General features: G+C 42.6%; 23 protein-coding genes. 16 read left to right on the forward strand and 7 right to left on the reverse strand.

Translation table 11 applies throughout. From position 1 onward, the window contains the following. The first annotated feature begins 144 nt into the window (after window positions 1-144). The gene (locus AC1D69_RS07770; protein ID WP_495455558.1) at window positions 145-2,781 is read left to right on the forward strand and encodes an adenosylcobalamin-dependent ribonucleoside-diphosphate reductase; all 2,637 of its coding nucleotides are present in this window, start codon (window positions 145-147) and stop codon (window positions 2,779-2,781) included. A 356-nt stretch (window positions 2,782-3,137) separates the two neighbouring features. Here the strand turns inward: AC1D69_RS07770 and AC1D69_RS07775 are convergent, their stop codons facing one another. Next, a complete protein-coding gene (locus AC1D69_RS07775; RefSeq protein ID WP_495455559.1) occupies window positions 3,138-3,683 on the reverse strand; it encodes a GerMN domain-containing protein in 546 nt (181 codons plus the stop codon). A gap of 31 nt (window positions 3,684-3,714) precedes the next feature. After that, entirely contained in the window at window positions 3,715-5,109 is a 1,395-nt protein-coding gene (locus AC1D69_RS07780; RefSeq protein ID WP_495455560.1) for an N-acetylmuramoyl-L-alanine amidase family protein, read from the reverse strand. A 380-nt stretch (window positions 5,110-5,489) separates the two neighbouring features. Between AC1D69_RS07780 and AC1D69_RS07785 the strand changes: the two genes are divergently transcribed. From AC1D69_RS07785 to AC1D69_RS07815, 7 genes are all read left to right on the forward strand, one after another. Beyond that, window positions 5,490-5,921, forward strand: coding sequence for an NAD-dependent epimerase/dehydratase family protein (locus tag AC1D69_RS07785; protein ID WP_495455561.1), 432 nt, complete (start codon window positions 5,490-5,492; stop codon window positions 5,919-5,921). A gap of 83 nt (window positions 5,922-6,004) precedes the next feature. Further along, window positions 6,005-6,268, forward strand: a complete 264-nt coding sequence (locus AC1D69_RS07790; RefSeq protein WP_495455562.1) for a hypothetical protein — start codon at window positions 6,005-6,007, stop codon at window positions 6,266-6,268. A 239-nt stretch (window positions 6,269-6,507) separates the two neighbouring features. Beyond that, window positions 6,508-7,959, forward strand: a complete 1,452-nt coding sequence (locus tag AC1D69_RS07795; protein WP_495455563.1) for an aminotransferase-like domain-containing protein — start codon at window positions 6,508-6,510, stop codon at window positions 7,957-7,959. Window positions 7,960-7,972: 13 nt separating this feature from the next. After that, window positions 7,973-8,911, forward strand: a complete 939-nt coding sequence (locus AC1D69_RS07800; RefSeq protein WP_495455692.1) for a D-alanine--D-alanine ligase — start codon at window positions 7,973-7,975, stop codon at window positions 8,909-8,911. Further along, window positions 8,905-10,068 (forward strand): pyridoxal phosphate-dependent aminotransferase, encoded by a 1,164-nt coding sequence (locus tag AC1D69_RS07805; protein WP_495455564.1) that lies wholly within the window; start codon window positions 8,905-8,907, stop codon window positions 10,066-10,068. Before AC1D69_RS07800 ends, AC1D69_RS07805 begins: the two co-directional genes overlap by 7 nt. 194 nt (window positions 10,069-10,262) lie before the next feature. Continuing rightward, entirely contained in the window at window positions 10,263-10,733 is a 471-nt protein-coding gene (locus tag AC1D69_RS07810) for a hypothetical protein (protein ID WP_495455565.1), read from the forward strand. 6 nt (window positions 10,734-10,739) lie between these two features. Further along, window positions 10,740-10,976, forward strand: coding sequence for a hypothetical protein (locus AC1D69_RS07815; RefSeq protein ID WP_495455566.1), 237 nt, complete (start codon window positions 10,740-10,742; stop codon window positions 10,974-10,976). Window positions 10,977-11,121: 145 nt separating this feature from the next. Here AC1D69_RS07815 and AC1D69_RS07820 read toward each other — a convergent pair whose 3' ends face one another. The 3 genes from AC1D69_RS07820 to AC1D69_RS07830 all read right to left on the reverse strand — a co-directional run bounded on the left by AC1D69_RS07820 (window position 11,122) and on the right by AC1D69_RS07830 (window position 13,108). Then, window positions 11,122-11,715, reverse strand: a complete 594-nt coding sequence (locus AC1D69_RS07820) for a TetR/AcrR family transcriptional regulator (RefSeq protein WP_495455567.1) — start codon at window positions 11,713-11,715, stop codon at window positions 11,122-11,124. A 55-nt stretch (window positions 11,716-11,770) separates the two neighbouring features. Continuing rightward, window positions 11,771-12,664 (reverse strand): SDR family NAD(P)-dependent oxidoreductase, encoded by an 894-nt coding sequence (locus AC1D69_RS07825; RefSeq protein WP_495455568.1) that lies wholly within the window; start codon window positions 12,662-12,664, stop codon window positions 11,771-11,773. A gap of 225 nt (window positions 12,665-12,889) precedes the next feature. Further along, entirely contained in the window at window positions 12,890-13,108 is a 219-nt protein-coding gene (locus AC1D69_RS07830) for an MFS transporter (protein ID WP_495455569.1), read from the reverse strand. On the opposite strand from AC1D69_RS07830, the gene AC1D69_RS07835 reads away from it, so the two are divergent. Continuing rightward, window positions 13,077-13,241 carry a helix-turn-helix domain-containing protein gene (locus AC1D69_RS07835; protein ID WP_495455570.1) on the forward strand — a complete coding sequence of 55 codons (165 nt, stop codon included), beginning with the start codon at window positions 13,077-13,079 and terminating at the stop codon, window positions 13,239-13,241. The two genes, AC1D69_RS07830 and AC1D69_RS07835, sit on opposite strands and share 32 nt — an antisense overlap. 272 nt (window positions 13,242-13,513) lie before the next feature. On the opposite strand, the gene AC1D69_RS07840 is transcribed toward AC1D69_RS07835, so the two are convergent. Next, on the reverse strand, window positions 13,514-15,004 hold the full coding sequence (locus AC1D69_RS07840; RefSeq protein WP_495455571.1) for a glycoside hydrolase family 43 protein: 1,491 nt from the start codon (window positions 15,002-15,004) through the stop codon (window positions 13,514-13,516). A 167-nt stretch (window positions 15,005-15,171) separates the two neighbouring features. Between AC1D69_RS07840 and AC1D69_RS07845 the strand changes: the two genes are divergently transcribed. Together AC1D69_RS07845 and AC1D69_RS07850 are read left to right on the forward strand one after the other, a co-directional pair. After that, window positions 15,172-16,083, forward strand: coding sequence for an ArsR/SmtB family transcription factor (locus AC1D69_RS07845; RefSeq protein ID WP_495455572.1), 912 nt, complete (start codon window positions 15,172-15,174; stop codon window positions 16,081-16,083). Between the two features lie 72 nt (window positions 16,084-16,155). Further along, complete coding sequence (locus AC1D69_RS07850) at window positions 16,156-17,226, forward strand: SGNH/GDSL hydrolase family protein (protein ID WP_495455573.1); 1,071 nt, start codon at window positions 16,156-16,158, stop codon at window positions 17,224-17,226. Window positions 17,227-17,292: 66 nt separating this feature from the next. On the opposite strand, the gene AC1D69_RS07855 is transcribed toward AC1D69_RS07850, so the two are convergent. Then, entirely contained in the window at window positions 17,293-17,658 is a 366-nt protein-coding gene (locus AC1D69_RS07855; protein WP_495455574.1) for a hypothetical protein, read from the reverse strand. Window positions 17,659-17,828: 170 nt separating this feature from the next. Here AC1D69_RS07855 and AC1D69_RS07860 point away from each other — a divergent pair, with 170 nt between their 5' ends. The 5 genes from AC1D69_RS07860 (at window position 17,829) to AC1D69_RS07880 (ending at window position 25,044) form a co-directional block, all read left to right on the forward strand. Further along, window positions 17,829-18,530, forward strand: a complete 702-nt coding sequence (locus AC1D69_RS07860; protein WP_495455575.1) for a PspA/IM30 family protein — start codon at window positions 17,829-17,831, stop codon at window positions 18,528-18,530. Window positions 18,531-18,557: 27 nt separating this feature from the next. Then, complete coding sequence (locus AC1D69_RS07865; protein WP_495455576.1) at window positions 18,558-19,589, forward strand: TFIIB-type zinc ribbon-containing protein; 1,032 nt, start codon at window positions 18,558-18,560, stop codon at window positions 19,587-19,589. Further along, window positions 19,586-20,377 carry a TPM domain-containing protein gene (locus AC1D69_RS07870; protein WP_495455577.1) on the forward strand — a complete coding sequence of 264 codons (792 nt, stop codon included), beginning with the start codon at window positions 19,586-19,588 and terminating at the stop codon, window positions 20,375-20,377. The genes AC1D69_RS07865 and AC1D69_RS07870 overlap by 4 nt, the downstream gene beginning before the upstream one ends. Window positions 20,378-20,398: 21 nt before the next feature. Beyond that, a complete protein-coding gene (locus AC1D69_RS07875) occupies window positions 20,399-21,400 on the forward strand; it encodes an SPFH domain-containing protein (RefSeq protein WP_495455578.1) in 1,002 nt (333 codons plus the stop codon). 173 nt (window positions 21,401-21,573) lie between these two features. Next, window positions 21,574-25,044: a glycoside hydrolase family 2 TIM barrel-domain containing protein gene (locus AC1D69_RS07880; RefSeq protein WP_495455579.1), complete on the forward strand. Its 3,471-nt coding sequence runs from the start codon at window positions 21,574-21,576 to the stop codon at window positions 25,042-25,044. Window positions 25,045-25,148 lie beyond the last annotated feature (104 nt).

A 25,148-nucleotide genomic window follows, 5' to 3' on the forward strand; every position in this document is an offset into this window, starting at 1 on the left:
CTTTCTTGCCTTAAATTTCGCTAATGAAAGATAGAGTACCAAGATGTAGTGTAGTATAATGGTATGAGTACAATATATTGAGGAATATCGGTCTTGGTTATCCTTATTAAGTTTTTATAGCAATATATTAGGAGGGTGTTTTTTTTGAGTGATTTACAGCGTACAAGTCGATTAGAGGGCTTAAGTGAGAAAATATTTCTAGATAGATATGCTTGGAAAGATGCGGATAGTAATAACGCCAAGGTAGGCGATGTTGTTCTTGTCTTGACGAAGGATGATCCAAAGTTCCCTACAAAAGAAGTGGGGGAAATTGTAAAACGTGAAGGTAGAATTGCAACCGTAAAAACACGGAGCGGAGAGCTCGTTGAGTCAGACATAGATAAACTTACATTAAATATTGAGAAGACTCCTGAAGAGATGTGGGACCGTTTAGCACAGGCGATGTCAAGAGCAGAGGCAACACCTGAACTTCAAGCTGAATGGGAAGACAAGTTCCGTTATCTATTGGATGATTGGAAGCTGGTACCGGGAGGAAGAATTGCTGCAGGTGCGGGTGCGAGTGAAGAGTTAACACTGTTTAACTGTTATGTGATACCTTCTCCGCAAGATAGTCGTGGTGGCATTATGAAGACCCTATCTGAAATGACGGAGATTATGGCGCGTGGTGGTGGCGTAGGGATTAATTTATCTTCTCTTCGTCCGCACAGAGCTATTGTTAGAGGTGTGAATGGTTCTTCAAGCGGTGCAGTATCTTGGGGAGGGTTATTTAGTTATACAACAGGCTTAATTGAACAAGGCGGAAGCCGACGTGGCGCGCTGATGTTGATGATTAATGATTGGCACCCCGACGTTCTAGATTTCATTACCGTGAAACAGACCATGGGACAGGTGACGAATGCGAATCTCTCTGTGTGTGTGAGTAATGGATTCATGAAGGCGGTTAAGGAAGATTTAGATTGGGAATTGGTATTTCCAGACACTACGGAGCCTGACTACAATGAAGTATGGGATGGCGATCTAGAGAAATGGAAGATAGCAGGTCGTAAAGTTATTCCTTATCGTACGGTGAAAGCACGTGAAATATGGAATACGATCATTGAAGCAGCATGGAAATCTGCCGAACCTGGTGTTGTCTTCATGGAACACTATAATGATATGTCGAATAGTTGGTACTTTAATCCGATTATTTGTACGAACCCTTGTGGTGAGCAAGGTCTACCGGCTTGGGGAGTATGTAATTTATCTGCGATTAATTTATCCAAGTTCTACGATGAAGAGAAACATGATGTAAATTGGGACGACCTAGCAACAACGACCCATTATTCAGTACGCTTCTTGGATAATGTTATTAATACAACACCTTATCACTTTGATGAGAATGAGAAGAACCAGAAGAATGAACGACGTGTAGGTCTGGGTACGATGGGCCTTGCAGAGTTAATGATTAAGTTAAACATACGTTATGGTAGTCCAGAATCTTTAGTTTTCTTAGATAAAATCTATGGATTTATGGCTCGTGAAGCTTATTTGGCGTCAGCGGATATTGCGGCTGAGAAAGGTTCTTTCCCAGCATTTGATGCGGAGAAATACCTACAGAGCGGATTTATGCGTAATATGACAGAGGAGTTCCCAGAAGTAGGGGAAGCTATTAAAAACAAGGGAATGCGTAACGTTACCGTGATTACCCAAGCTCCTACAGGCAGTACAGGAACGATGGTTGGTACATCAACGGGTATTGAACCGTACTTTGCTTTCAAATATTTCCGTCAGAGCCGCTTAGGTTACGATGAGCAATTCGTGCCGATCGCGCAAGAATGGCTTGAAGCACATCCTGGTCAAGCCTTGCCAGATTATTATGTAACAGCAATGGATCTATCTGCAAAAGATCACATTCGTGTACAAGCAGCGATTCAACGCTGGGTAGATAGTTCTATTTCAAAGACAGCCAACTGTCCTTCGGACTTTACAGTGGAAGAAACAGCAGAGTTGTATGAGATGGCATTCGATCTTGGTTGTAAAGGCGTGACGATCTACCGTGATGGTAGCCGCGATCAACAAGTCTTAAATACGAGTAAGAAGGAAGAGCCAGAAACAGCAGATGTTTCGGTATCTGAAGAGCAAGCAGAACAGCAGGCTGCAGATCATTTCGCAGGAGAAGATGCAGCGCTTGAATCATTAAGTGGTAATCTAACTGTTGAGAAGAGTGTAGAATCCACAAGTAAGAAAGTGCTAGATAAGCAGTATAAGAGTCGCCCACAAGTTCTTCGTGGTGCAACTTATAAGATCAACACACCATTCGGAATGGCATATATAACTATTAATGATCTGGATGGTATTCCTAGCGAGATATTCTTGAATGTAGGTAAAGCGGGTTCTGATGTATTTGCTATGGCAGAGGCCTTAGGCCGTGTATGTTCCTTGTTCCTTCGTTATGGAGACCATGGATTTAAAGTAGAACTTCTAATTAAGCATCTCAAAGGAATCGGTGGCTCCGGTGCTATCGGCTTCGGTGTGAATCGCGTAGAATCGATTGCGGATGCTGTAGCCAAAGCATTGGAAGCTCATATTCAGATTGATGTGGGTAGAGAACATGATCCAGCACCAGTAGCAGCAACGCTTGCGATGGAATCGACCGTGAGTCACGGAAGTGGAGACGGTGGTCATAAACATAGCGCTGTAGAAACATCACGTGACCTGTGTACAGCCTGTGGTACGGCATCTTTGATTAATGTCGAGGGATGTAAGACGTGCAGTAACTGTGGGTATAGTAAGTGTTCGTAAGCTTCGAGTGAATTTACAATAGGCTTAATGTTGTTGTGATGGATCATGAAAGCTGCGAAAATATCTACAAAAGTTGCGAAAAGTGAATCATAGAAACTAAGAAAAGTTAACATTATACATTTGGTTGTATAAAAATACTGATGGTTGAGCATACGCCTACAGATCTAATGATCTGTAGGCATTTGTTTAATGGTTTCCTTTTAATGAAGTTGTAGACTGATTTCTTATTTTTAAAACCTTGATGGGGGGATGATCGTTTTCAAAAAGATTACTACAAATTTCTCAAATGCAATTCAGCAAAATTAAGGAGGATTATCCCGAGATTCTTTCGGAATTATGTCTTTTATTAAAAAAACTTATTCACGGCTTAATGGGTGAACCAAGTCTGCATGACCCATTAGACTTTCAAGTGATTCTCCATCGACAAGCAGATCGATGCTGTGAACTTCCTCAAACTGAAAAAATGTTTCTCTAAGTGCATCTAGAGCTAGAAGCTCTCCTCCAGAACCTAATCTTGCTTCATCCGGAATATGCACATCTAATATCAACATTCCTTGATTGAATTTTGTTGATAGTAAGTCAATCTTGTTCCACAAGGAGATCAACCCGGTTTGATCCTTACTCTGGAAAGCGGCAAATGTTGCACTGTATTTGTCAGAGTTATCTTCAAAAGTAATTTCCTTCGTACTCTTCACTAGTCGGGTTAGTTGAGCATCACCGTAATAAACCTGAATTTCTTGAGTTTTCTTGTTCTTCTCTTCCTGATCAGCTCCCTGTGGAATTCCAGTACTTGCAGGATTAGAACCTTGCACCGGCCCTGAAGAAGTGGGCTTGTTTCCACAACCTACGGCTAATAAACTGATTACACATACCAAGATAGCAAGATGAATTCCTTTTTTCATAGAAGCACATCCTCTTTATTTTTTTGCTGTCTTATAGCTTCAGATACTCTTTTATCCCATCTACGATGGCTTGAGCTGCTTTAGATTGAACGCTCTCTGACATCATAGCCTCTTCATCAGACTTATTACTTAAAAAACCCACTTCGAGAAGAACTGCGGGCATCGTTGTATCTCTAATGACTTCTAAGCTACCGTTTTTCACACCACGATCGTTTAGTCCCATTGCATTGATTAAATACTTATGAACGATGTTTGCAAGTTCCTTACTATTTGCGCGCTGGTAATAGAACGTCTCAGTTCCCGTTACCAGTGGGGAAGAAGGTACGCTGTTTCCATGTATGGATACAAATACATCTGCATTTAAATCGTTAGCTAATTTAACCCGTTCTGGACGTGTAGGATAAACATCTGTTTCGCGAGTCATGACCACTTCTATTCCGGGCTCTTGTAACAAGATCGCCTGAACTTTAAGGGCTAAAGCAAGGTTAAATTGCTTCTCATATTTGTTTGTAATACTTGTTGTACCTGGATCAATTCCTCCATGCCCTGGATCAATAACTACAATTTTTTTGCCAGAACCACTAATCGGGGTTGCTAGTGTCGGATCGTTAACCATATTCAGATCAAGAATGAATTTGCCTGCGATGTATTGTTGATTATAATTAACCGAACTTACATTGTTTAATTCAATAACTATTCGAACTTGGGCTGGATCGTTCTTGAAAAGAGAATAGCGCACATCAGTAAGATTCGGAATATAACCAGTATCCAACCTTTCTATGGACTCAACTGGCACAGGTTGATTCATATTACCGAAATTTGTAGATGGGAAATCCACAACAATACGGTCGGGGTTTTTCAGTGTGGTAATCATTGGAGTAACCTCACGGTCTAAAGAGACTTCGAGTTGATTGTTCAGGTAATGTATTTCGTGAATAAGGTTTGTTGTCTCGTCATTCTGACTACCGTTGGCAGGAGACGATGGTGGAGAAATAGTGCTTGCTAGAGTAACTGACTTTTCTTTGTTATTCCAGTCTACCTTCAAACCCATTTCTTCACTAACAAACCGAATTGGAACCACAACGGTATTTTTACTTATTAGTGGGGCAATATTGAGCGAAACCGTACTATTTCCCACGGTCGCTTCTTGCTTTCCAACAGTTAATGCAATTGATTTAGAGCCTTGTTGAATATTTACATTCTGTGCTTTTTTATCCCAATTCACATTAAACTTTAAGTTCTCGGCTACCACTCGAATGGGAATCATAATATTGTTGCCAGCATTTACGACTTCAACATCATTAGGTAGATTTAGTTCCTGGCCATCTAAAATGATTTTTATTTGAGATGTTGCTGCATGAGACTGAACTGGCATGAATAATAGTATTAGTGCGCTAAATAAAAACAATAGTACTGCTTTCTTCATTTTACACCTCGGTTTATTAACATTTTATATAACTCTAGCTTTTCTGAATGACATGAATACAAAGTGTCCTCTTATATAAATATATCAAAGAGAAATGAACCATCGACCAATCAAAAGAGCAATTCAATAACGATCCAAACAAGACTCTTGAAGTAGAAGAGAGGCATCAAGTGTGCGGGGGATTAACAATCACCTCCTGTTGACCCACAAGTTAGCTCAAGAACACTAACTACTTGATTGTTACAATATTATACATGATTATCCATATAATCCGAGAATTTTTATGAAAAATACATAATTACAACATATTGTTACAGATTGAATCTATCAATAGAGACAAAACACATAAAGTAGTTTTATCCGTTCTATATAATGTACATTTGAATCGTCAAAGACTGCATTTGAACCTTGCAACATTGGTTTACAACAGTATGAAGCTACGTTACTTGCTTCCAAAATTGATTTCTGCAGGTCATGAAGTAATTGGAATCACGCAAAGCGAGAGTAAGAAATCGATTATCAAGAACACGGGAGCAAGTGTATTAATCGCTGATGTCTTTGATCGCGAGGCAATACGATCCGCATTAGATGAATCTCAACCCGAGGTTGTCATTCATCAATTGACCTCTTTGAGTAATTGTAATTTTGCAGACAACACAAGGATACGTAGAGAAGGAACAGAAAATTTAGTAGTTCTATGGTCCGGGCACTTGGTACGAGGAAAATGGATTTATGGAAGAACAAATTCATCAAGGTCAGGTTCCTGCAACCAAAGGGGTTACTTCTTTTCTTCAAAATATAAGAATTTATAAGTATTTCTGCTTATACATAGGATTATATTTCAACGCTAAACGTTTCATCGCTGCTAAAGGACGGCGAAGCCGTTTATGCTTGTGTGGAAGATGCCGCTGAGGCAGCACTTCTTGCCTTACAATGGCCCTCTGGATCAGTGAACATCGTGGACGAGGAACCGGCAAGAGGAATGGACTGGCTCCCAGTTTATGCACAATCCATAGGAGCGCCTATCCCTGATGCTCTACCGAATAGCCGTGCTTGGGAGCGAGGGGCATCGAACAGGAAGGCTCGTGAGGAATACGGCTGGAAACTGCTATATCCGACATGGCGGACTGGATTTACTGATATTCTGAACAAGCGATAGGTATTGCGAATAAACGCATCATCATGAACAGCCTAAAAGATAGTAGGCTATTCTTAACTGCAGTTACATGCGTCCAATTGCCACAGCATTTAGATGAATTATACGGGGAAAACCAAAGAGAGCAAGGAATATAAAGGGACTGAGTCCCCCTAAGAACCACGACTGGATGAAAAGTCCGGTGCCGTGGTTCTTTTTTTACCTTGCTGACTGTGCCATGATAGTTACGGAGGCGATGATGGATGTTTAAGGATTTCAAGCTCATTGCCGGACGACCGGTATATATACAAATCAAAGACTATATGAAGCATTTAATTATAAAAGGTGCATTGCAAGGGGATCAGAAACTTCCGTCCACACGCGAAATGGGTGTTCTGTTGCATGCTAGCCGTAACTCGGTCATCGCCGCTTATGAGGGGCTGGAGGACGAAGGGTTTGTCTACGCCGTTAAAGGGCAAGGGAACTATGTGGCTCCTTCTGCACCTGGCACGGTTAAGGTTTCGTCTCGAATCATGGATTGGAAAGCTCATTTGAACAGCCATGCCATACTTGCCGACGAGCTGGATATTATGAAGCGTGGTATCCATGCGGAGAAGGGGACGATTTCTTTTACCAGTATAGCGCCTGATGAAGGACTGTTCGATCTGGATAATGTAAAACGGGCCTTCATGGACCGAATGGCAGTGGAAGGAAATGTTCTCCTGAACTACGGCTATGCCAAGGGCTACAAGCCGTTGATTCATTATTTACATCAATATATGGAGCATAAAGGCGTGGATATGAAGGGGAAAGATATCCTGATCACCAATGGCTTTACGGAGGGCTTTAATATTGTGCTGTCCGCAATGAAGCGTAAGAGTGGTTATGTTCTGACCGAGAATCCTACCCATCATACGGCAATTAAGAATCTCAAGCTGCAAGGATTTGGGATCAAGGGCATTCCGATGGAGCGGGATGGCATTCACCTGGGAGAATTGGAGAGGGTCTTGGATGAGGGAGAGTACGATTGTGCATACTTCGTACCTTCGTACCATAATCCAACAGGGATTGTGATGTCCCCCGAGAAAAGACAGGGCCTGATGAAGCTGATGGCGGGATACGATATTCCGGTCATCGAGGATGGTTTCAATGAAGAGCTTCGTTACTCGGGGTCGCATGTATCGCCACTGATTGCAACGGCCGGTGCAGGTAATAGTGTTATTTATCTTGGGAGTTTCTCCAAAGTCCTGTTCCCGGGTCTTCGGGTAGGCTGGGTACTTGCTGATCAGGAATTGAACTATTACCTAGAGAGTATCAAGCGGGCGCAGACGATTCATACGTCAACCTTAGATCAATCGATTCTTTATCAATATTTATACAATGGCAATCTGGAGAAATATTTGAAAAAGGCGAGAGCGGAATATAAACGGAAATATGAGCTGACTCTGGCATGCTGCAAGCAGCATGTTCCATACGAAACATTGACGGGCGATGGCGGACTACATTTGTTCGTGGCATTTGCAGAGGGCTTTCACACGAGAGCGTTACTTGAGGCGTGTCGTGATCAAGGGGTTATTTTTACGGCAGGAGATATGTTCTATACGGATGGAGTAGGGCAAAACACGATGCGGCTGGGATTCTCCCGAGTGGCGGATGAGGATATCCGTAAGGGGATTGAGATTATTGGGGAAACAGCGCGTAAACTAATGGGATGAAGGAGTGCTGATGATGAAGGTTGGGGTCATTATGGGAGGTATTTCTTCCGAAATGGATGTGTCGCTGAACACGGGCAGAGAGATGATGAATCATCTGGACCGTAATAAATATGAGGTGCTTCCCATTGAATTCAGTAAGCCAGAAGAACTTGTGGAGAAGGTTAAGGGACTTGATATTGCTCTCTTGGCTCTACATGGAGCTTACGGAGAGGACGGGACGATACAGGGGACATTGGAAACATTGGGTATACCGTATACAGGAAGTGGTGTGCTGGCGAGTAGTTTGTGCATGAATAAGGATTTGGCCAAAAAAATCATCCGTTTTGAAGGGGTGAGCACACCCGACTGGCTGTGTTGGGACAGCTTGGAAGACTATTCGCCGAAAGACGTTGAACGGCTTGGGTATCCGGTGATGGTGAAGCCGAATTCAGGAGGTTCCAGCATCGGGATGGAAAAGGTGAACGATCAACAGGGGCTGCATAGCGCGGTCATGAAGGCTTTTGCGAGTGACAGTGATCAGTCGATCTTGATTGAACGGTATACCGCGGGCCAGGAAATCACCTGCTCCATTCTGGATGGAGAACTCCTGCCCGTGGTAGGGATCACCTCGGCATCTTCGGAATGGTTCGATTACAGTGCTAAGTATGAGGAAGGTGGTGCGGATGAGGTGGTGTTGACCCTATCGCCGGAGCTGGATCAGTCTGTACGCAAGGCGGCAATGACCTGTTACAATGCATTGAAGTGCAGTATTTATGCCCGTGTCGATATCTTGTTGTTGGATGGTGAGCCGTATGTATTGGAGGTCAATACGCTACCTGGGATGACTACAACGAGTCTTCTTCCCAAAAATGCTGCCGCAGCCGGACTATCGTTCAGCGCATTACTCGATCGGATTATCAGCTGCTCCTTGACAGAATACAGTAAAAACAAGGGGGTGGTCGGTTCATGTTGAATGATTGGATTGCCCCACGCGTTCGGGACATCCCACCTTCTGGGATACGCGCTTTCTTCGACCTCAGTGCCGATAGTCAAGATATCATCTCACTTGGTGTAGGAGAGCCAGATTGTGGCACCCCGGAACACATCAAGGAAGCGTGCATGAAGGCGCTTAGCCAGGGTGCAACAAGATATACCCCGAATGCAGGTTTACTCGAACTTAGAGAGGAAATTGCCAACTATTTGAATAATAACTTTAATCTACGCTACGATCCTGCCAGCGAGGTGCTGGTTACTGTAGGCAGCAGCGAAGCGTTGGACCTAGCGCTTCGGGCGTTCACAGCTCCGGGTGATGAAATTCTCCTTCCTTCTCCTAGTTATATTGCTTACTCACCGATCGGCTATTTGAACGGAGGTACAGTAGTGGAGGTGGCAACGAGAGCGGAAGATGGTTTCAAGCTGACCGCTGAGTTTTTACGACAGGCGATAACCCCGCGATCGAAGCTGTTGATGCTGAATTATCCGAACAACCCAACGGGAGCGATCATGACTGCGGAGGACTGGCAACCGATTGCAGATATCGTTAAGGAGAACAATCTGCTAGTCATCTCTGATGAAGTATATGCTGAGCTGACCTATGACCGGAAGCATGTCAGTATTGCCTCGCTACCGGGGATGCAGGAGAGAACCATTGTACTCAGTGGCTTCTCCAAAGCATTTGCAATGACCGGCTGGAGAATCGGCTATGCCTGCGGTCACCGCGAGTTGCTGGCAGCGATGTTGAAGATTCACCAATATACTGCGATGTGTGCCCCGGTACTGGGACAGATCGCTGCAATCGAATCCCTACGGCATGGTCTGGAGGCAATGAATGAGATGAGAGAAGTATATCGGCAGCGCAGAGAGCTACTGGTGAACGGATTCCGATCGATCGGGATGCCTTGCCACATACCGGAAGGAGCATTCTATGCGTTTCCGAGTATCGCGCACACGGGGCTCGACTCCGAGATGTTTGCTTTGAAGTTATTGAAGGAGTCAGGTGTTGCGACCGTGCCCGGACATGTTTTTGGTGCAGGGGGAGCGGGGCATATCCGCTGTTCCTACTCGGTATCTACACAGGAATTATTACAGGCGCTGGAGCGGTTGGAGAGTTTCATGAAGGTGAAAATATAGTCGTAAGATGTTTTATATTGAAGAGCATGGTTTGCCATAGCTCTTTTTTTGTTTGTTAAAGTAAGTGTCATTTAAGTCGATAACAGTTTTATCCAATGATGTGCCTCGAACAGGACAGGCTTTACCGATAGTTTGACAGATGGTTGAACTAAAGGGAGAACGATAGTGGAATAGTCAATAGAGGATTAAATATTGTGGAACATTTTTCCTATTCTCTTCGTCTGGAATTTGAGGTGATTTGGATGAGTAGACTATTTTTATTAGGAGCAATAACAGTGATTTTTTCCTTAACAGGTTGTACTTCGCTTCAGGATAACAACAATAGAATAGAATTGAATATTTATGAAGGTTTACACACAAGTGCTAATGAAATTAAAGAAGATCTCATCGATCCCCCCTCCATAGAAAAAGGATACTCAGAAGAGATAATCGTAGAGGAAGTTCCGAGCCAACTAAAAGATGGGGAAGCGGCGAATGTAGTAACTCAAATTGTAGAAGCATCAGATTTTGTTCTTGAAGTGATAACACCTACGGTGATCAGAAAGGGTGGGACACTAAAAGTAAAAGGAATCCTAAAGTATATAGGTGATGAAAATGTGAATTTATCTCATGGGGGACCCATCATTCGCTTTTCCTTTACAGGTAGTAATGAGAGCCGCGCTTAAAAAGACTTGGGTCATGTAACTAAATTAAAACCAGGTCATACGTTCAATGTTGAGGATGAATTTAAAGTAACTGAAACAGGGAAGCACAAACTTACGGTTAGAACGACCACACTTGAAGTTAACGGTGCTCATATAGAAGGTGTTGGGAACGAAAGGGTCCTAAACGAGAATAAGGCTGGACATAATCTTGAACTTGAAAAGAGCAGTCTCTCTATTCACCCGATTGAAATCCAAGTGAAATGAAATTGCGAATGTTAAGCAAACAGAAAGCTTTGTAGCATTTGAATCAACCTGATTTTTAGCAAATGAGATCCACTGTATCGATGATAACTAAGCTACGGTCAATGAAAACCTCTATTTTAAAAACATACTCTCTATAGCTAAAGCATTAGTTCGATATTATTTTCAATAGGTTATCCACCTCTTGTAGCCAATAGCCTTGGGCGATTGGAATGTTCTGAAGCATAAGGCCAGTTATGACAGAGAAGAAGAGGAATAAAAGTCTGTGGGGATCGCCTTCGCGGAATTCTCCCATCTGCTGTCCCTTGATGAATAGTGGAACAAGTTGCTCTATGGTTTCGCTCGGAGAATATTGCTCGATGATTTGCTTAACCTGTGCCGGTACCTCTTCCGAAGTTTGCGCTTGTTGAAGCAACAAAAAATAATATTTGTGACTTTCATCCATCATATTTCGGGTAAATGCTTTCAGTTGTTCCTTAGGTGAACCGGGTAAATATCGAACATTTCTAATCGCAACCTGAGCTTCGTCTGTCGCTTCCTGCACAAGTAGAGTGAAGATTTCCTCTTTTGAACTGAAATAACGGTATGATAGGCCTTGGCTGATGCCGGCTTCAGCTGCGATGATGCTCATTTTCGTTCTGTCGTTTCCTCTCCGAGCAAATACTTTAAGCGCTGCTTTCTTTATTTGTTCTCTGCGGTCATCCAAGGGGAGGTCGAATCTAGATACATTTTCTTTCTTCAACTGTAATCACTCTCCATCATGCAATTGTTTAGGATTGCTCTCATTTAAAACTTATTTAACGGATCTGTTTCTCGCATACCTCCCATAAACGTTTGGCGGCGTCTTTATTCTGGGCGGGCTCGGATGGGAGGATGCTTTGCATATCTTTATAATAACTCCCATTGGAAACAGCTATTTCGTTAGAGTCAGCTAACCAGACCAAGGTTTCAGCACCTTTCTCAGGAGTTCGGGAGAATCTTTTCATCACCGCCATAGTCAATCGAGCTAACCACCCGTTGTCCTGGTTAAAGTTCGTTGCTACCAAGCCGGGATCGAAGCATGAAGCCGTGACCCCGGTTCCTTCCAGCCGCCTGCCTAATTCGGCTGTAAACATGATGTTTGCGAGCTTGGTTTCGCCATAGCGAAAATTAGCGCCTCCCAGCAGACTTTGCGGTAATTTATAGAACCCCTTGGCGTTGAGGTCATCAAAGCGAATTCCCTTTTTGGCCATTTTGTGACCATGAGAAGCGGTCATAATTATGCGTGCATGTTCATTTTCCTTTAAGCGTTCAAGGAGCAGTTTCGTAAGCAAGAAAGGAGCCAGGTGATTAACCGCCCAAGTCTCCTCGATGTCATCGAGAGTTAACTTCCGCGTTACAAACATAGCTCCGGCATTATTGATCAGGATGTCGATTCTAGGCCATCTTTTCAAAATATCCGCAGCTGCTCCGCGTATGGAATGTTGAGAAGACATATCCGCTGCAAAAATGTCCACCATAATGTTGTCCCCGGCTATGGCCTTGAGTTGAACTGCTACTTCATTCGCTTTTGTTTGATTACGCGCTACGATTCCTAGGTTTGCTCCCCGGATCGCAAGCTCCTTTGCAGCGGCTAGCCCGATACCACTGGTGACTCCAGTAATAATGACGTATTTTCCTTTTACTGTCCACTTCGTATTCATTTGCTCCATATTTTCAATTCCCTCCTATATATTGAATGAATGGTTCATTCACTTACTTATAATGGTAATCCAATAAAAGGAAGAAGTCAATGTCTATTAGCCCAGTTTTTCATAACAATTTATTTTTCAAATGTTGCTGTGCTCGTATACGGTGATTATTGTGTTCTTACCCGCGTAATTGGCAAAAAAATGGTAATAATGTGATAGAAACCATTTGGACAACCACAAGACCATTTAGAATAGTGACCCAATTCTTATGTCCCAGATTGTAAGTGAAGCCGTTATTAGATACCCGATCATTCCCCCGTTACTTCTCCAAGAATTTAAGGTGACTCTTTCATCGGAATCGTAAGTCAGATTTGGAAGTGCAGACGACATGGAAGCACTAATCCCCGTGTAAATCACACCTGCTAAAATATAAGTGACCAGACAGGCGAGAAATCTATTACTCAAAACAGATTATCCTATACAGAAAATAGCTGAACTCTGTGGTTATCATTGGGTGCCATATTTCTCTAGATCATTTAAACAAAAATATGATATTTCGCCCATTCAATATCGAAAGAAGCATATAGGCAAAAAGTAGAGGGTTAAATAGAGACTGCAAGAATCCACGCCTTATTCGGTTGTAGATCGGTAGTGGTATGGTTACCCATATGTAGTAAAACAAAAGACACCCTTGAAGGGTGTCTTTTTGAAAATATAAGAATTTGAATTTATAAGTATTTCTGCTTATAAATAGGATTATATTTCAACGCTAAACATTTCATCGCCGCTAAAGGACGGCGAAGCCGTTTATGCTTGACGATGAGTTACTCAAAACAAGAGGATCGTGGCATCGTGGCCTGTCACTCGAAATCAAAGATACTCGCACTTGAACTTGGAGAACTCAGCTGAGGAGCCTTCTCCGTATGCATATAACCCGATGAGTACGCCTGTGAATCCGCCGGCAACTTCGGAAGATAGGTATTTGGTATGTGCGGTACCCAATAGGCTCTCCGCGCCGTCTCTCTGAATAAAGAAGCTATAGCGTTCATGACTTGCACGTATTATCAATGTAGCATGGTCTTCACTTTCTAGATTCACTTCATGTTCGATCGATTTAATATCACCGATATTTAGACGTTCAATCACCTTATACCCAGACTCATCTTTGCGGATAGCCAAGTCATAATGGTGGTATTCATCCATATAGAGCGTAATACCGGCTTCGCCGTTAGTTAGGGTGATGTCGCATGAAATACAAGCGTCAAAGTCTTTTTGACGAATACCTATAAATGTTGGAGATGCCGGAACATCCAGCGTCACTTCAGTTCCTTTAAGGGTTACCTTATCGGATTCTAACTGATAATGCGCTGTAACTGGATGACGGAGATGACACCAATCTAGATTCCAATCCGTGTTCTCGAATGTGAAAATCTTTTTCTCCCGTTGAATAACGTTATCCGAGATCCTATCTGTTTCAAAACTCGATAGCGTGGTGCCGTTATGTCCTGCTGTAAACCAGCCATCCTCGTCAAACGTAACTGGCGTAAGGAATACTTCGCGTCCCAAGTGATGGAATGCAAGCCATTGGCCGCTTTGACGGAATCCTAGATGAAGCATCCACCAGTTGCCATCGTGGTCTTTAATTAGATCACCATGACCAACCCCCTGTAGCTCATAACCACCCAGATTACGGTTAGTCAGTACAGGATTGTTCGGATAAGATTCAAATGGGCCAGAAAGAGAATCTCCTCGTGCATAAATAACCATATGGCCATATTCCGTTCCGCCTTCAGCGGCCATTAGGTAATATCGGTCTTTTATTTTATACATATGTGGGCTTTCCAAATAGCGTCCGCCTGTTCCTTGCCATAGGCAACGGCTTGGCGACAGCTTGGTTCCCGTTGCAATGTCAATTTCACACTGAACAACACCGCCAATACCATTATCGTCTTGCCCGTTGCTCATAAAGAAGGTTTTTCCGTCTTCAAAATACAGATCGGGATCGATACCCCCTTGATCTACATTGACCGCTTCAGACCATTCACCATAAATATCGTCAGTCCATACATAGAAATTCTGTTGTGTGGTGGCGTTGGTCGTGACCATGTAGAATCTCCCATTATGATGACGGATAGTTGGTGCGAATACTCCGCCAGAACTATCTACAGTTTCCAGTTGAATTTGGCTCTTGCGGGTTAAGCAATGCCCGATTTGTGTCCAATTGAGCAGGTCTTTGCTTTCAAAAATCGGAACACCAGGGAAATACTGAAACGAACTACATATTAGATAATAAGTATCCTCTACCTTACATACACTCGGGTCAGGATAAAATCCTTTGATGACTGGGTTAATATATTTCATAGTTCCACCTCTTTTATAATTTCACACGTATATTTGAATCTAAATGTGATTAGTAGCTTAGAAAATTAAACATCATTGTTTACATTCTTGCAATGGATTAGGTAGGAAGATTCATGTTAAATTAATAAATATGCGAATTCAATAAATGGGATCAGGAGACGATCACAATGATCAATGCGAATGGGGAACCCCAATTCATGCGATTATACGAAGCTTTGGCGAGTGAAGTACGATGGAGAATTATGAGTATGATTGCGGATAGAGAAATGAACGTGAAGGATATTGCGGTTATGTTAGAGCTTAGCCCTTCGATCGTCACCATGCACATCAGAAAACTTGAACAAGCTGGGCTCATCGGAAGCCGTAGGATACGCTTAAACGGGGGGACACACAAAATGTGTTTCCTCACACAAGAAAAAGTCGAAATTGAGCTGCCATCCGCTAGCCGTGTCGCTAGGATCAGAGAGCAATCGATTTCAGTGGGCCATTACCATGCTTTTGAAGTTCATCCTACCTGCGGGCTTGCAACGCGAGAGAAAGAAATTGGAGTTTGGGACGACCCCCGCTACTTTCTAGACCCCGAACGGGTTCACGCTGCGATTCTATGGTTTGGAAGGGGTTATGTCGAATACAAAACGCCAAATGATGTGACTGTTGATCAAACGGTGGATGCCATAGAAATTTCAATGGAATTGGCATCTGAAGCCCCAGGATTGAGAGACCACTGGCCTTCAGATATTCGATTCACATTTAACGGTAATTCACTTGGAACCTGGACAAGCCCAGCTGACTTCGGAAGAGCTGCTACGGGCAAATATACGCCGGAATGGTGGCATCGAAACGTAAATCAGTATGGATTATTGAAGACATTACGGATTGACACCACGGGTACATTTATGGATGGAGAGCGGTTGTCGGACGTTACGATCAAGGATATCAAGCAGCGGGAACCATTCTGGGTTCTTCGATTCACGGTTGACGAGCATGCTGTGAACGTAGGTGGATTGACGCTTTACGGTGCTGGATTTGGCAATCATGATCAGGATATTGTGATTTGCGTGCACTATAGCGACAGATAGAATATATCATTGAAAATGGAGGGAACCTTTGTTACTGTTACTGGTATAGTAGCCGTAAAGGAAGGTTCTCATATGCCAAACAACATTCAAGTATTTAAAGCAATGGAGAAACATGTAAAAGTAATCGGGCGGACTCATTATTATAACGAAGCACTGTGGTTGGCTCTGTCAGGCAGCGGTGTGGATTTCTCATTCTATGGTAAGAGAGCCGAAATAACCTTAAAGGGTGATTCGATTGCAACAGGAGATCAGAATCTGACTCGGATTGGCATTAGCGTAAACGGAACGCGGGTTATTGATGATCAAGTGGATCAACCAATGAAAGCTTACACCGTTTTTGAAAGCGATACCGAGCAGGATGTTACAATTAGGGTCACTAAACTATCTGAAGCAGCTATGTCAACGGTCGGAATTCAAGAAATCACAGTCGAAGCTACAGGCGGAATTAAGCCAACACCAGACAGCGTACATAAAATTGAATTTATCGGCGATTCCATTACTTGCGGTTATGGGATTGACGATGAGCATGAGCTGCATTCGTTCTCCACAGCTACGGAAGATGTTACGAAAACCTATGCTTACCAAACAGCTCAGAATCTTCAGTCGGACTACAGTGTGGTATCGTACAGTGGATATGGTATTATTACGGGCTACACGGATAATGATCAAAAGCTTACCACGCATCTACTGCCAGATTACTATGAAAAGGTAGGTAAGTCTGAAGGGAAATTTGATGACACGCTGCTACCTCAATCCGTACGTTGGGATTTCAATAAGTTTGTACCTGATCTGATTGTCATTAATCTTGGAACGAATGATGATACTTACACAAAAGATGATATTGGCAAGCAGACGGAATATGTGGAGGAGTACGTTAAATTTCTAAAATTGGTTAGAAGTCATAATACCCATGCTCCAATTCTATGCACGTTGGGAATCATGGGAGACAGGTTATTTCCTTTTGTCGAACAAGCGGTAAAGAAATATTCACTAGAAACAGGTGATAGCAATATCACGGCAATGAAGTTTGATGTACAGTTGGAAACGGATGGATACGCGGCTGATTATCATCCTTCCCAAATCACGCATAATAAAGCGGCGGATAAACTGACTTCTCATATTAAGGAACTGCTGAAGTGGTGATACTATTAATAAAAAAAAAGACACCTTGAGGGGTGTCTTTTAATTTAGGTGAATCTCATTCTATGGTTAAGCCATTAAACCTTTGATTCCACCCATTAGGGGCATAATCGTTTTAATCATTTTATAACCCATTTGCATAACCGGAACAGCTTTCTGCATCATCCCTAGAAAACCGCCGAAACCAGAAAGACCGCCAGCATTTCCAAGGAGAGATCCGAATAACGGCATTAATCCAGATACAGTGGCTTTTTTCGAACGAGAGCGAGAGTTCTTTTTGGATGTTCTGTGTGTACGTTGTCCAGAGAGAGTTAGCCCTTCTTTGTCAATGCCAGTTATCCACCCCATATATGAACGTCCATCATGCAGAGTAATGCAAACCGGTCGACCTTTTAGTTGTTTGGCCCGACTTCGGACTTTTGCTGAACTTGACATCAATGAATCACCTCATTGTCCCTTTTACTCTATCATATTCAGGTCATCAGAAGGTACCTGTGCGGTTATCCTTAAATTCAAAAAAGGTCTTGATATGAAGGTGATTGAAACCTAATGTCGTCAATTGATGTATTATAAGTGTAAAGTAACTCTTGTCGAGGAGGCTCATCATGGGAATCTTATCAAGATTTAAAGATATCATGGCAAGTAATATGAACGCTTTATTGGATAAAGCAGAAGATTCAGAGAAGATGATTGATGATTATATGCGTAACTTGAATAGTGATTTGGGTAAGATCAAAGCAGAGACAGCTTCGGTGCTCTCGGATGAGAGAAGAGCGAAGAGAGTACTCGATGAATGCCGAACTGAGATAGCTAAGCTCCTTCGTTATGCTGAGAAGGCGGTGGAAGCTGGCAATGATGAGGACGCTCTAAAGTTCCTTGAGCGAAAGGCAACCTATGTAGAGAAACATAACCAATTACAAGCCGCCTACGATGTTGCTTCAGCAAAGGCGTTATCAATGAAACAAATGCAGGATAAAATCTTGTCTGATATGGGTCAGTTGGAAGAACGGCGATCTCAACTGAAGGAGAAATGGGCGGCTACTAAAGCACAGCAACGATTGAATTCTAGTAGCTATTCTTTAGGATCAAGTGGTTCCATATTTGATGCTATGGAAGAGAAGGTTGATCGGGCTTATGACGAAGCTATGGCTCTAGCAGAGCTAAGGGCAGAACCGAAAGACGATCTAGATGATTTAATTGCGCAATTGGAGAAGAATACGAGTAGTGATTCGACGAATTCTAATCTCAATTCCAATCCAGAAGATGAGTTGGCAGCAATCAAAGATCAAATGAAGAATAAGGAATAGTTATTTCCTTGCGATAGAGGTGAATACATGTCAGTTATTGATTATAAATGTCCAAACTGTGGGAGTGGTATGGTCTTTGACAGCGAGACAGGAATGTTATCTTGTCTTAGCTGTGGAAGGCAAGACAATATTGAACAACTTCCTGATCCTCTGGGAAAGAATGTTTTTTCAGAAGATGAGGTTAAAGAATATCATTGTAACAGTTGCGGAGCAGTCATTATGACTGAAGCAGAGACGAGTGCAACGGTCTGTAGTTTCTGTGGTGCAGCTGTTGTACTTGGCGATCGTTTGACGGGAACGCTTGCTCCATCCATGGTCATTCCTTTTTCCATTAGTAAGGAAGAAGCTATGATTGCTTTTCGAAAATGGTGTAGGAATGGTCGGTTAACACCAAATGGGTTCATGACGGCCGACCGAGTTAAGGGGATTACAGGGTTATATGTTCCTTTTTGGTTATATGAATTACATAATCATGTGGAGGTTCATGGTCAAGGTACGAAGGTCAGAACCTACAGAAGAGGCGACTATCAGATTACAGAAACACAGCATTTTGATGTTTACCGAAAGATTCGTCTGAACTATGTGGATTTACCGATTGATGCTGCAGAGAAAATGAATGATGAACTAATGGATAAATTAGAGCCTTTCCCTTATGATCAGCTTAAAGTTTTTAAAACACCTTATCTCGCAGGTTACATCGCGGAGAAATACAGTTATAACGACGAGGAACTCTTCCCGCGGGCGAAAGAAAAGGTGAGTGCATACATTGATTCTTATATTAAGTCTGCGGTAACAGGGTATACCACGATGAGTTACACTAGCAAACAAATTGATACGAGATTACAACATGCGAATTATGTACTGCTTCCCGTATGGATGGTACATTACGATTATAATAAGACGGAGCATACGTTTGCGATGAATGGTCAGACGGGTAAAGTTGTTGGTAAACCTCCGATCAGTAAGGCGAAAGTGACTGCATGGTTCGCTGGCATTTCGAGTGTATCCTTACTTTCCCTGAAGTTGATTTCGTTGATGATGGGGGGAGGATTCTGGTGAGAAAGATTAGAACGATCTTAGCTATCCTGTTCTTCATAGCTGTATATCTAGCAATTCCAATGAGGATAACGGTAGCTGAAGCTGAAATGAAAACACTCATTTATGATGAAGCGGGTCTTCTGAATCAGGATGAGTATCATGAGTTGAATCTGATGGCTAATGAATATGGAGCCGAAAGAGAAACGGATATTATCATTTATACTTCTAACAACGAGGAAAATATGGACGTTGTGAAATTGACGGATGATTTTTACGATGAGCAGGTATCCGGATCTGATAAGCTTCAGGTTAATGCAGCCATTCTGACGATGGACATGAGAAATAGAGATTTCTATTTAGCTGGATTCTATAAAGCTGAGGAGTACCTGGATAACGAGCGGGTTGATAAGATACGAGAAAAGATAACTCCGGATTTAACGAATGATGATTATAAGCTAGCCTTTGAAAAATATATTAAAACAGCACATAAATATATGGGCTTTGAGCCTGGGGTGAACCCGGACAATATTTTATTTAATGGTTGGTTTCAATTAGCTGTTTCACTAGGGATCGGTGGAATTGTCGTAACGATGATGGCTTATCGTTCGGGTGGTCGTGTGACGGTAAATCGGCAGACCTACGAGGATGCTAGTACTTCAGGGATTCTGGACAGTCAGGACCAGTACACGCGAACAACGACAACGAAACGCAAGATCGAAAAGAATAATGGCGGCGGCTCTGGTGGCAGAGGCGGTGGAGGGACCACCGGTGGTGGCCATTCGCACAGTGGTAGCAGGGGATCATTTTAAATAGAAGGGAAGAATATATTAATGGGATTTTTCAAAAATCAATTTGCGAACGTTGTGGAATGGGAAGAGTTTAGAGATGATATGATCTTCTGGAAGTGGAATAATCGTGAAATTAAAAAAGGAAGTAAGTTAATCATCCGCTCCGGTCAGGACGCAGTATTTGTTAATAACGGGAAGATCGAGGGGATCTTCGAAGATGAAGGGGAATTCAGCATTGATTCGGATATTATCCCATTCCTGTCCACGTTAAAAGGGTTTAAATTTGGTTTTAACAGTGGGATGAGGGTAGAAGTCTTATTCGTTAATACGAAAGAATTCACTGTTAAATGGGGAACACAGAATCCAATTCTGATCCCGACTCCGCAGCTTCCAGGTGGTATGCCTATTCGTGCAAACGGTACGTTTAATTTCAAAGTGAATGACTACGTTACGCTGATCGATAAGATTGCTGGAGTGAGAAATAGTTATCTAGTTGAGGATATTAAGATTAGGATTACTTCTGTGTTAGATCAGTTGTTAATGAAGTGGATTAGCAGAGAAGGTAAAGATATGTTTAATCTACAGGCGAACGCTTCGGATATTGCCAATGGGATTCGCGAAGATTTGGATATGCAAATTATGGACAACGGGATGACAATTACAGGCTTTCAAGTGATGAGCTTTAACTATCCTAAAGAAGTTCAAGATATGATTACGAAGACGGCTTCCCATGAGATGATTGGCAACCTTCAGAAATATCAACAGGTTAGCATGACGGACGGTATATCATCGGGTAAAGTACAAGGCGGCGGTGCTGCTTCGGACATGGCGGGTATGATGATGGGAATGAACATGGCCAAAGAAATGATGAAGAATATGGATCAGAACCAACAGCAAAGCCCGAAGCCTCCGGCTCATCATCAGGAGTCTACCCCTGCTGCTCCACCATCTTCGGAAGGTAACAAAAAGCCAAACTTTTGCCCGAACTGTGGAGCCAAAACCGAAGGATCCAATTTCTGTCCGAACTGTGGTCAGAAGCTGTAATTAGATGGGTAACGATAAGGTTTGATATGACCCGCTCACCTGAGCGGGTTTTTTCAATGATCGAACTCCACTATAGCCCAGAAATTTAATCAATGATAAGATACGCTGTAAGGATCAACTAGAGTTGTATTATTGGTTGACAATAACGATGTCAATAAAGGAGACAACAGCACATGAGTAAGAAACAGAGAATAAACAACGATTGGTTCTTTTCAAAACAGCCACTACATACGAGTTACGAGACGGTATCTCAAAGTGATCAGGGGTATGCTGTAACGCTCCCTCATGATTGGTTAATTTACAATTCAAATGATCTATATGAAGATGGCGATGGTTGGTATAAAAAGACGATAGAGCTAACGGAGATATGTCCTGATACCATCTACACTCTATACTTTGAAGGCGTATACATGAATTCAACGCTTTATGTGAATGATCATGATGTGGGAACATGGAAGAATGGCTATGCTAGTTATGAAATGGATATTACTTCTTATCTGATTGAGGGGAATAACGAGATTTATGTTCATGTTATTCATGAATCGCCTAATTCACGTTGGTATTCTGGCGCTGGCATCTATCGTTCGGTATGGTTGAAGACGTACCCTACTTCTCATATTGTACCGCAAGGTATCTATGTAACGACTAGGAGAGATGAGAAGGATTGGCATGTAGAGGTTGATACAGAGATTATCATCGATGAAGCGCTGAACTCCTCATCTACATACAAGCTTAGACATAGCATTGTGGATGATAAAAATATCATAGTTACACAATCAGAGGTTCCATTCGATAAGGAAGCTAGACAGATAACGGCTAATTTAATCGTCAGTAACCCGCGGGCATGGGATATTATTGATCCGAATCTATATACCTTACAAACGGAATTAATTATTAATGATACGGTAATCGATGATGAGCAACTAACTTTCGGTTTCCGGACGATCTCCTTTGATACACAAGAAGGATTCTTTCTTAACGGACGGCATGTCAGACTAAATGGGGTCTGTCAGCATCATGACTTGGGAAGTCTTGGCGCAGCCGTCAATAAAGTGGCGTTGAAGCGTCAATTGGCGCTTCTTCAAGACATGGGAGTTAATGCGATTCGGACCGCCCACAATATGCCCGCGGTAGAGCTTATGGATCTCGCAGATGAAATGGGACTACTGATTGTATCTGAAGGATTTGATATGTGGGAACGACCGAAGAATCCATACGATCATGCTCGATTCTTCCCAGAATGGTGGGAGAGAGATGTTGCAAGCTGGGTGCGCAGAGATCGGAATCATCCAAGCATGTTAATGTGGAGTATTGGAAATGAAATATACGATACACATGCTGATGAACGCGGACAAGAAGTAACAAGGGAGTTGTTAGCTGGCGTTCAACGTCATGACCCGAGAGAGAACGCGGTTGTGACGATTGGATCGAATTATATGCCATGGGAGAATGCTCAGAAATGCGCGGATATCGTGAAATTCGCTGGATATAATTATGCTGAGAAATATTATGATAGCCATCATGAAGAACATCCAGATTGGTTTATTTACGGTAGCGAAACATCCTCTACAGTACAGAGCAGGGGGATATATCACTTCCCGCTAAAACAGTCCGTTCTATCTGACGATGACGAGCAGTGTTCATCTCTTGGTAACAGCTCGACAAGTTGGGGAGCTAAAAGTACAGAGAGTTGTATTATCGCAGATCGCGATGCCACCTTCTCGTTAGGTCAATTCATATGGACCGGCTTCGACTATATCGGAGAACCAACACCATACTCTACCAAGAATTCTTACTTCGGCCAATTAGATACAGCGGGATTTAAGAAAGATTCCTACTATATCTATCAAGCGGAATGGACAGATTATAAGAAAGCGCCAATGGTGCATATTTTCCCGTATTGGGATTTCTCTGAAGGTCAAATGATCGATATCCGTGTATGTTCCAATGCTCCGAAGATTGAGTTGTTCTTCAATGAACAATCACAGGGTGTATTTCACATTGACCACGCTCACGGACAGAAGCTTGTTGGAGAGTGGCAGCTTCCATATACAGAAGGCACGTTAGAAGCCGTTGCTTATGATGAGAACGATCAAGTCATTGCGACGGATCGTCAATGTTCTTTCGGTGATGCAACGACCATTATTCAAACTCCGGATCAAATGACCATGCAAGCAGACGGCTCAGACTTAATTTTTATTGAAATTTCAAGTCTTGATGTAAATGGTAACCATGTAGCCAACGCTAGTAACCGTGTACATATTACGGTTGATGGGCCTGCACGTCTGATTGGTTTGGATAACGGGGATAGCACCGATTATGACTCTTATAAAGGAAATAATCGTAGAATGTTTAGTGGGAAGCTACTCGCCATCCTTGCCAGCACGAATGAACCAGGTACCATTGTCGTAACCGCGAGTTCGAAGGGACTCCCTGACAGTAAGATTACCCTGTCTTCCGTTGCTTCTTCAAATAGTAGTGAAGATACTAAGGAGACCGCAGCATTATATAGTTATTCAGCTATGCATGAGGCGCTGCTATCACATCCTGCATTGGAACAATCGGCAGAAGAAATTCCTGTACGCAAGCTAGAGATTGTTTGCCCAGAGGGTAACCAATTCTCACCTGAGCAGAAGTCTCTTTCGGTTCGTGTCAACATTCATCCAAGTGACGCTACGTATCAAGATGTTGAATGGAGAGTTACAAATGTATCCGGGGTAGAATCAAATAACGCTACCATCCAAGCGAATGGGCATGAGGCTACGATTACTGCACTAGGTGATGGAAAAATCTATATTCGATGTGCAACGAAGAACGGATCCGATAAAGTTAGGCTTTACTCCTTATTAGAAATGGAGATTCAAAATATGGGTGCAGCCTTTATTCATCCATATGAATTCGTATCAGCAGCTTATCATAGTGATAAGAGCTATAATCTAACGAACGGTAATGATCGGGGTATGGCCTCATCCAGAGATGGCGAGAGTCTTATTGGATTTGAGCGAATTGACTTTGGCCCATATGGCTCGAACGAAATTACGCTTCCGATCTTCTCCTTGGATGATCTACAATTAGATATTGAGATCTGGGAAGGTGCTCCTGGAGAAGAGCATGCTGAGAAGCTAACCGTTGTCTCTTACCACAAACCATCCATATGGAATACCTATCAGGAAGAAACGTACACGTTACCGAAGACATTAATCGGTGTGACATCAATCTATTTCTTGCTACGTAGTAAAATCCACCTCAAGGGTTTTCAGTTCAAGAAACGGTTAAAAGGATTTGAACAATTAAGCACACTGGATAACAATATGATCTATGGAGATTCCTTCACCATTACTTCAGATGCTATTGAGCAGATAGGAAACAATGTCTCACTAGTCTTTGAGGATATGGATTTCGGTGAAGAAGGTACGCGCAAGTTGGTAATTGAAGGGCATTCACCTATTGACCATAACACGATCCATGTCCTGTTTAATGGTGAGCAGGGTGATAGTAAACAATTAGTTGAATTCAGCTTCTCTGAAGGATACTGCGAACGCGAATATGTGATCGAACAAGTCAAAGGACTACAAACCGTTACATTCGTCTTTCTTCCGGGTAGTCAGTTTGATTTCAGATCATTTCAATTTCATATCGAGTAATATTGAATACGGATATTGAATACGGATTTAACGAAAAAGAAGCATGTCATTTTAATGACATGCTTCTTTTTGTCTCAAGACCCATCATGAAGTAATCTAACTGA

The organism is Paenibacillus sp. Y301, from assembly GCF_059445505.1.

Excerpts from the sequence above, each read along its gene's own strand:
- AC1D69_RS07775 (WP_495455559.1), bottom strand. The coding sequence starts at position 3,683 with ATGAAAAAAGGAATTCATCTTGCTATCTTGGTATGTGTAATCAGTTTA.
- AC1D69_RS07780 (WP_495455560.1), bottom strand. The coding sequence starts at position 5,109 with ATGAAGAAAGCAGTACTATTGTTTTTATTTAGCGCACTAATACTATTA.
- AC1D69_RS07795 (WP_495455563.1), top strand. The coding sequence starts at position 6,508 with ATGTTTAAGGATTTCAAGCTCATTGCCGGACGACCGGTATATATACAA.
- AC1D69_RS07800 (WP_495455692.1), top strand. The coding sequence starts at position 7,973 with ATGAAGGTTGGGGTCATTATGGGAGGTATTTCTTCCGAAATGGATGTG.
- AC1D69_RS07805 (WP_495455564.1), top strand. The coding sequence starts at position 8,905 with ATGTTGAATGATTGGATTGCCCCACGCGTTCGGGACATCCCACCTTCT.
- AC1D69_RS07825 (WP_495455568.1), bottom strand. The coding sequence starts at position 12,664 with ATGGAGCAAATGAATACGAAGTGGACAGTAAAAGGAAAATACGTCATT.
- AC1D69_RS07840 (WP_495455571.1), bottom strand. The coding sequence starts at position 15,004 with ATGAAATATATTAACCCAGTCATCAAAGGATTTTATCCTGACCCGAGT.
- AC1D69_RS07845 (WP_495455572.1), top strand. The coding sequence starts at position 15,172 with ATGATCAATGCGAATGGGGAACCCCAATTCATGCGATTATACGAAGCT.
- AC1D69_RS07850 (WP_495455573.1), top strand. The coding sequence starts at position 16,156 with ATGCCAAACAACATTCAAGTATTTAAAGCAATGGAGAAACATGTAAAA.
- AC1D69_RS07855 (WP_495455574.1), bottom strand. The coding sequence starts at position 17,658 with ATGTCAAGTTCAGCAAAAGTCCGAAGTCGGGCCAAACAACTAAAAGGT.
- AC1D69_RS07860 (WP_495455575.1), top strand. The coding sequence starts at position 17,829 with ATGGGAATCTTATCAAGATTTAAAGATATCATGGCAAGTAATATGAAC.
- AC1D69_RS07865 (WP_495455576.1), top strand. The coding sequence starts at position 18,558 with ATGTCAGTTATTGATTATAAATGTCCAAACTGTGGGAGTGGTATGGTC.
- AC1D69_RS07875 (WP_495455578.1), top strand. The coding sequence starts at position 20,399 with ATGGGATTTTTCAAAAATCAATTTGCGAACGTTGTGGAATGGGAAGAG.
- AC1D69_RS07880 (WP_495455579.1), top strand. The coding sequence starts at position 21,574 with ATGAGTAAGAAACAGAGAATAAACAACGATTGGTTCTTTTCAAAACAG.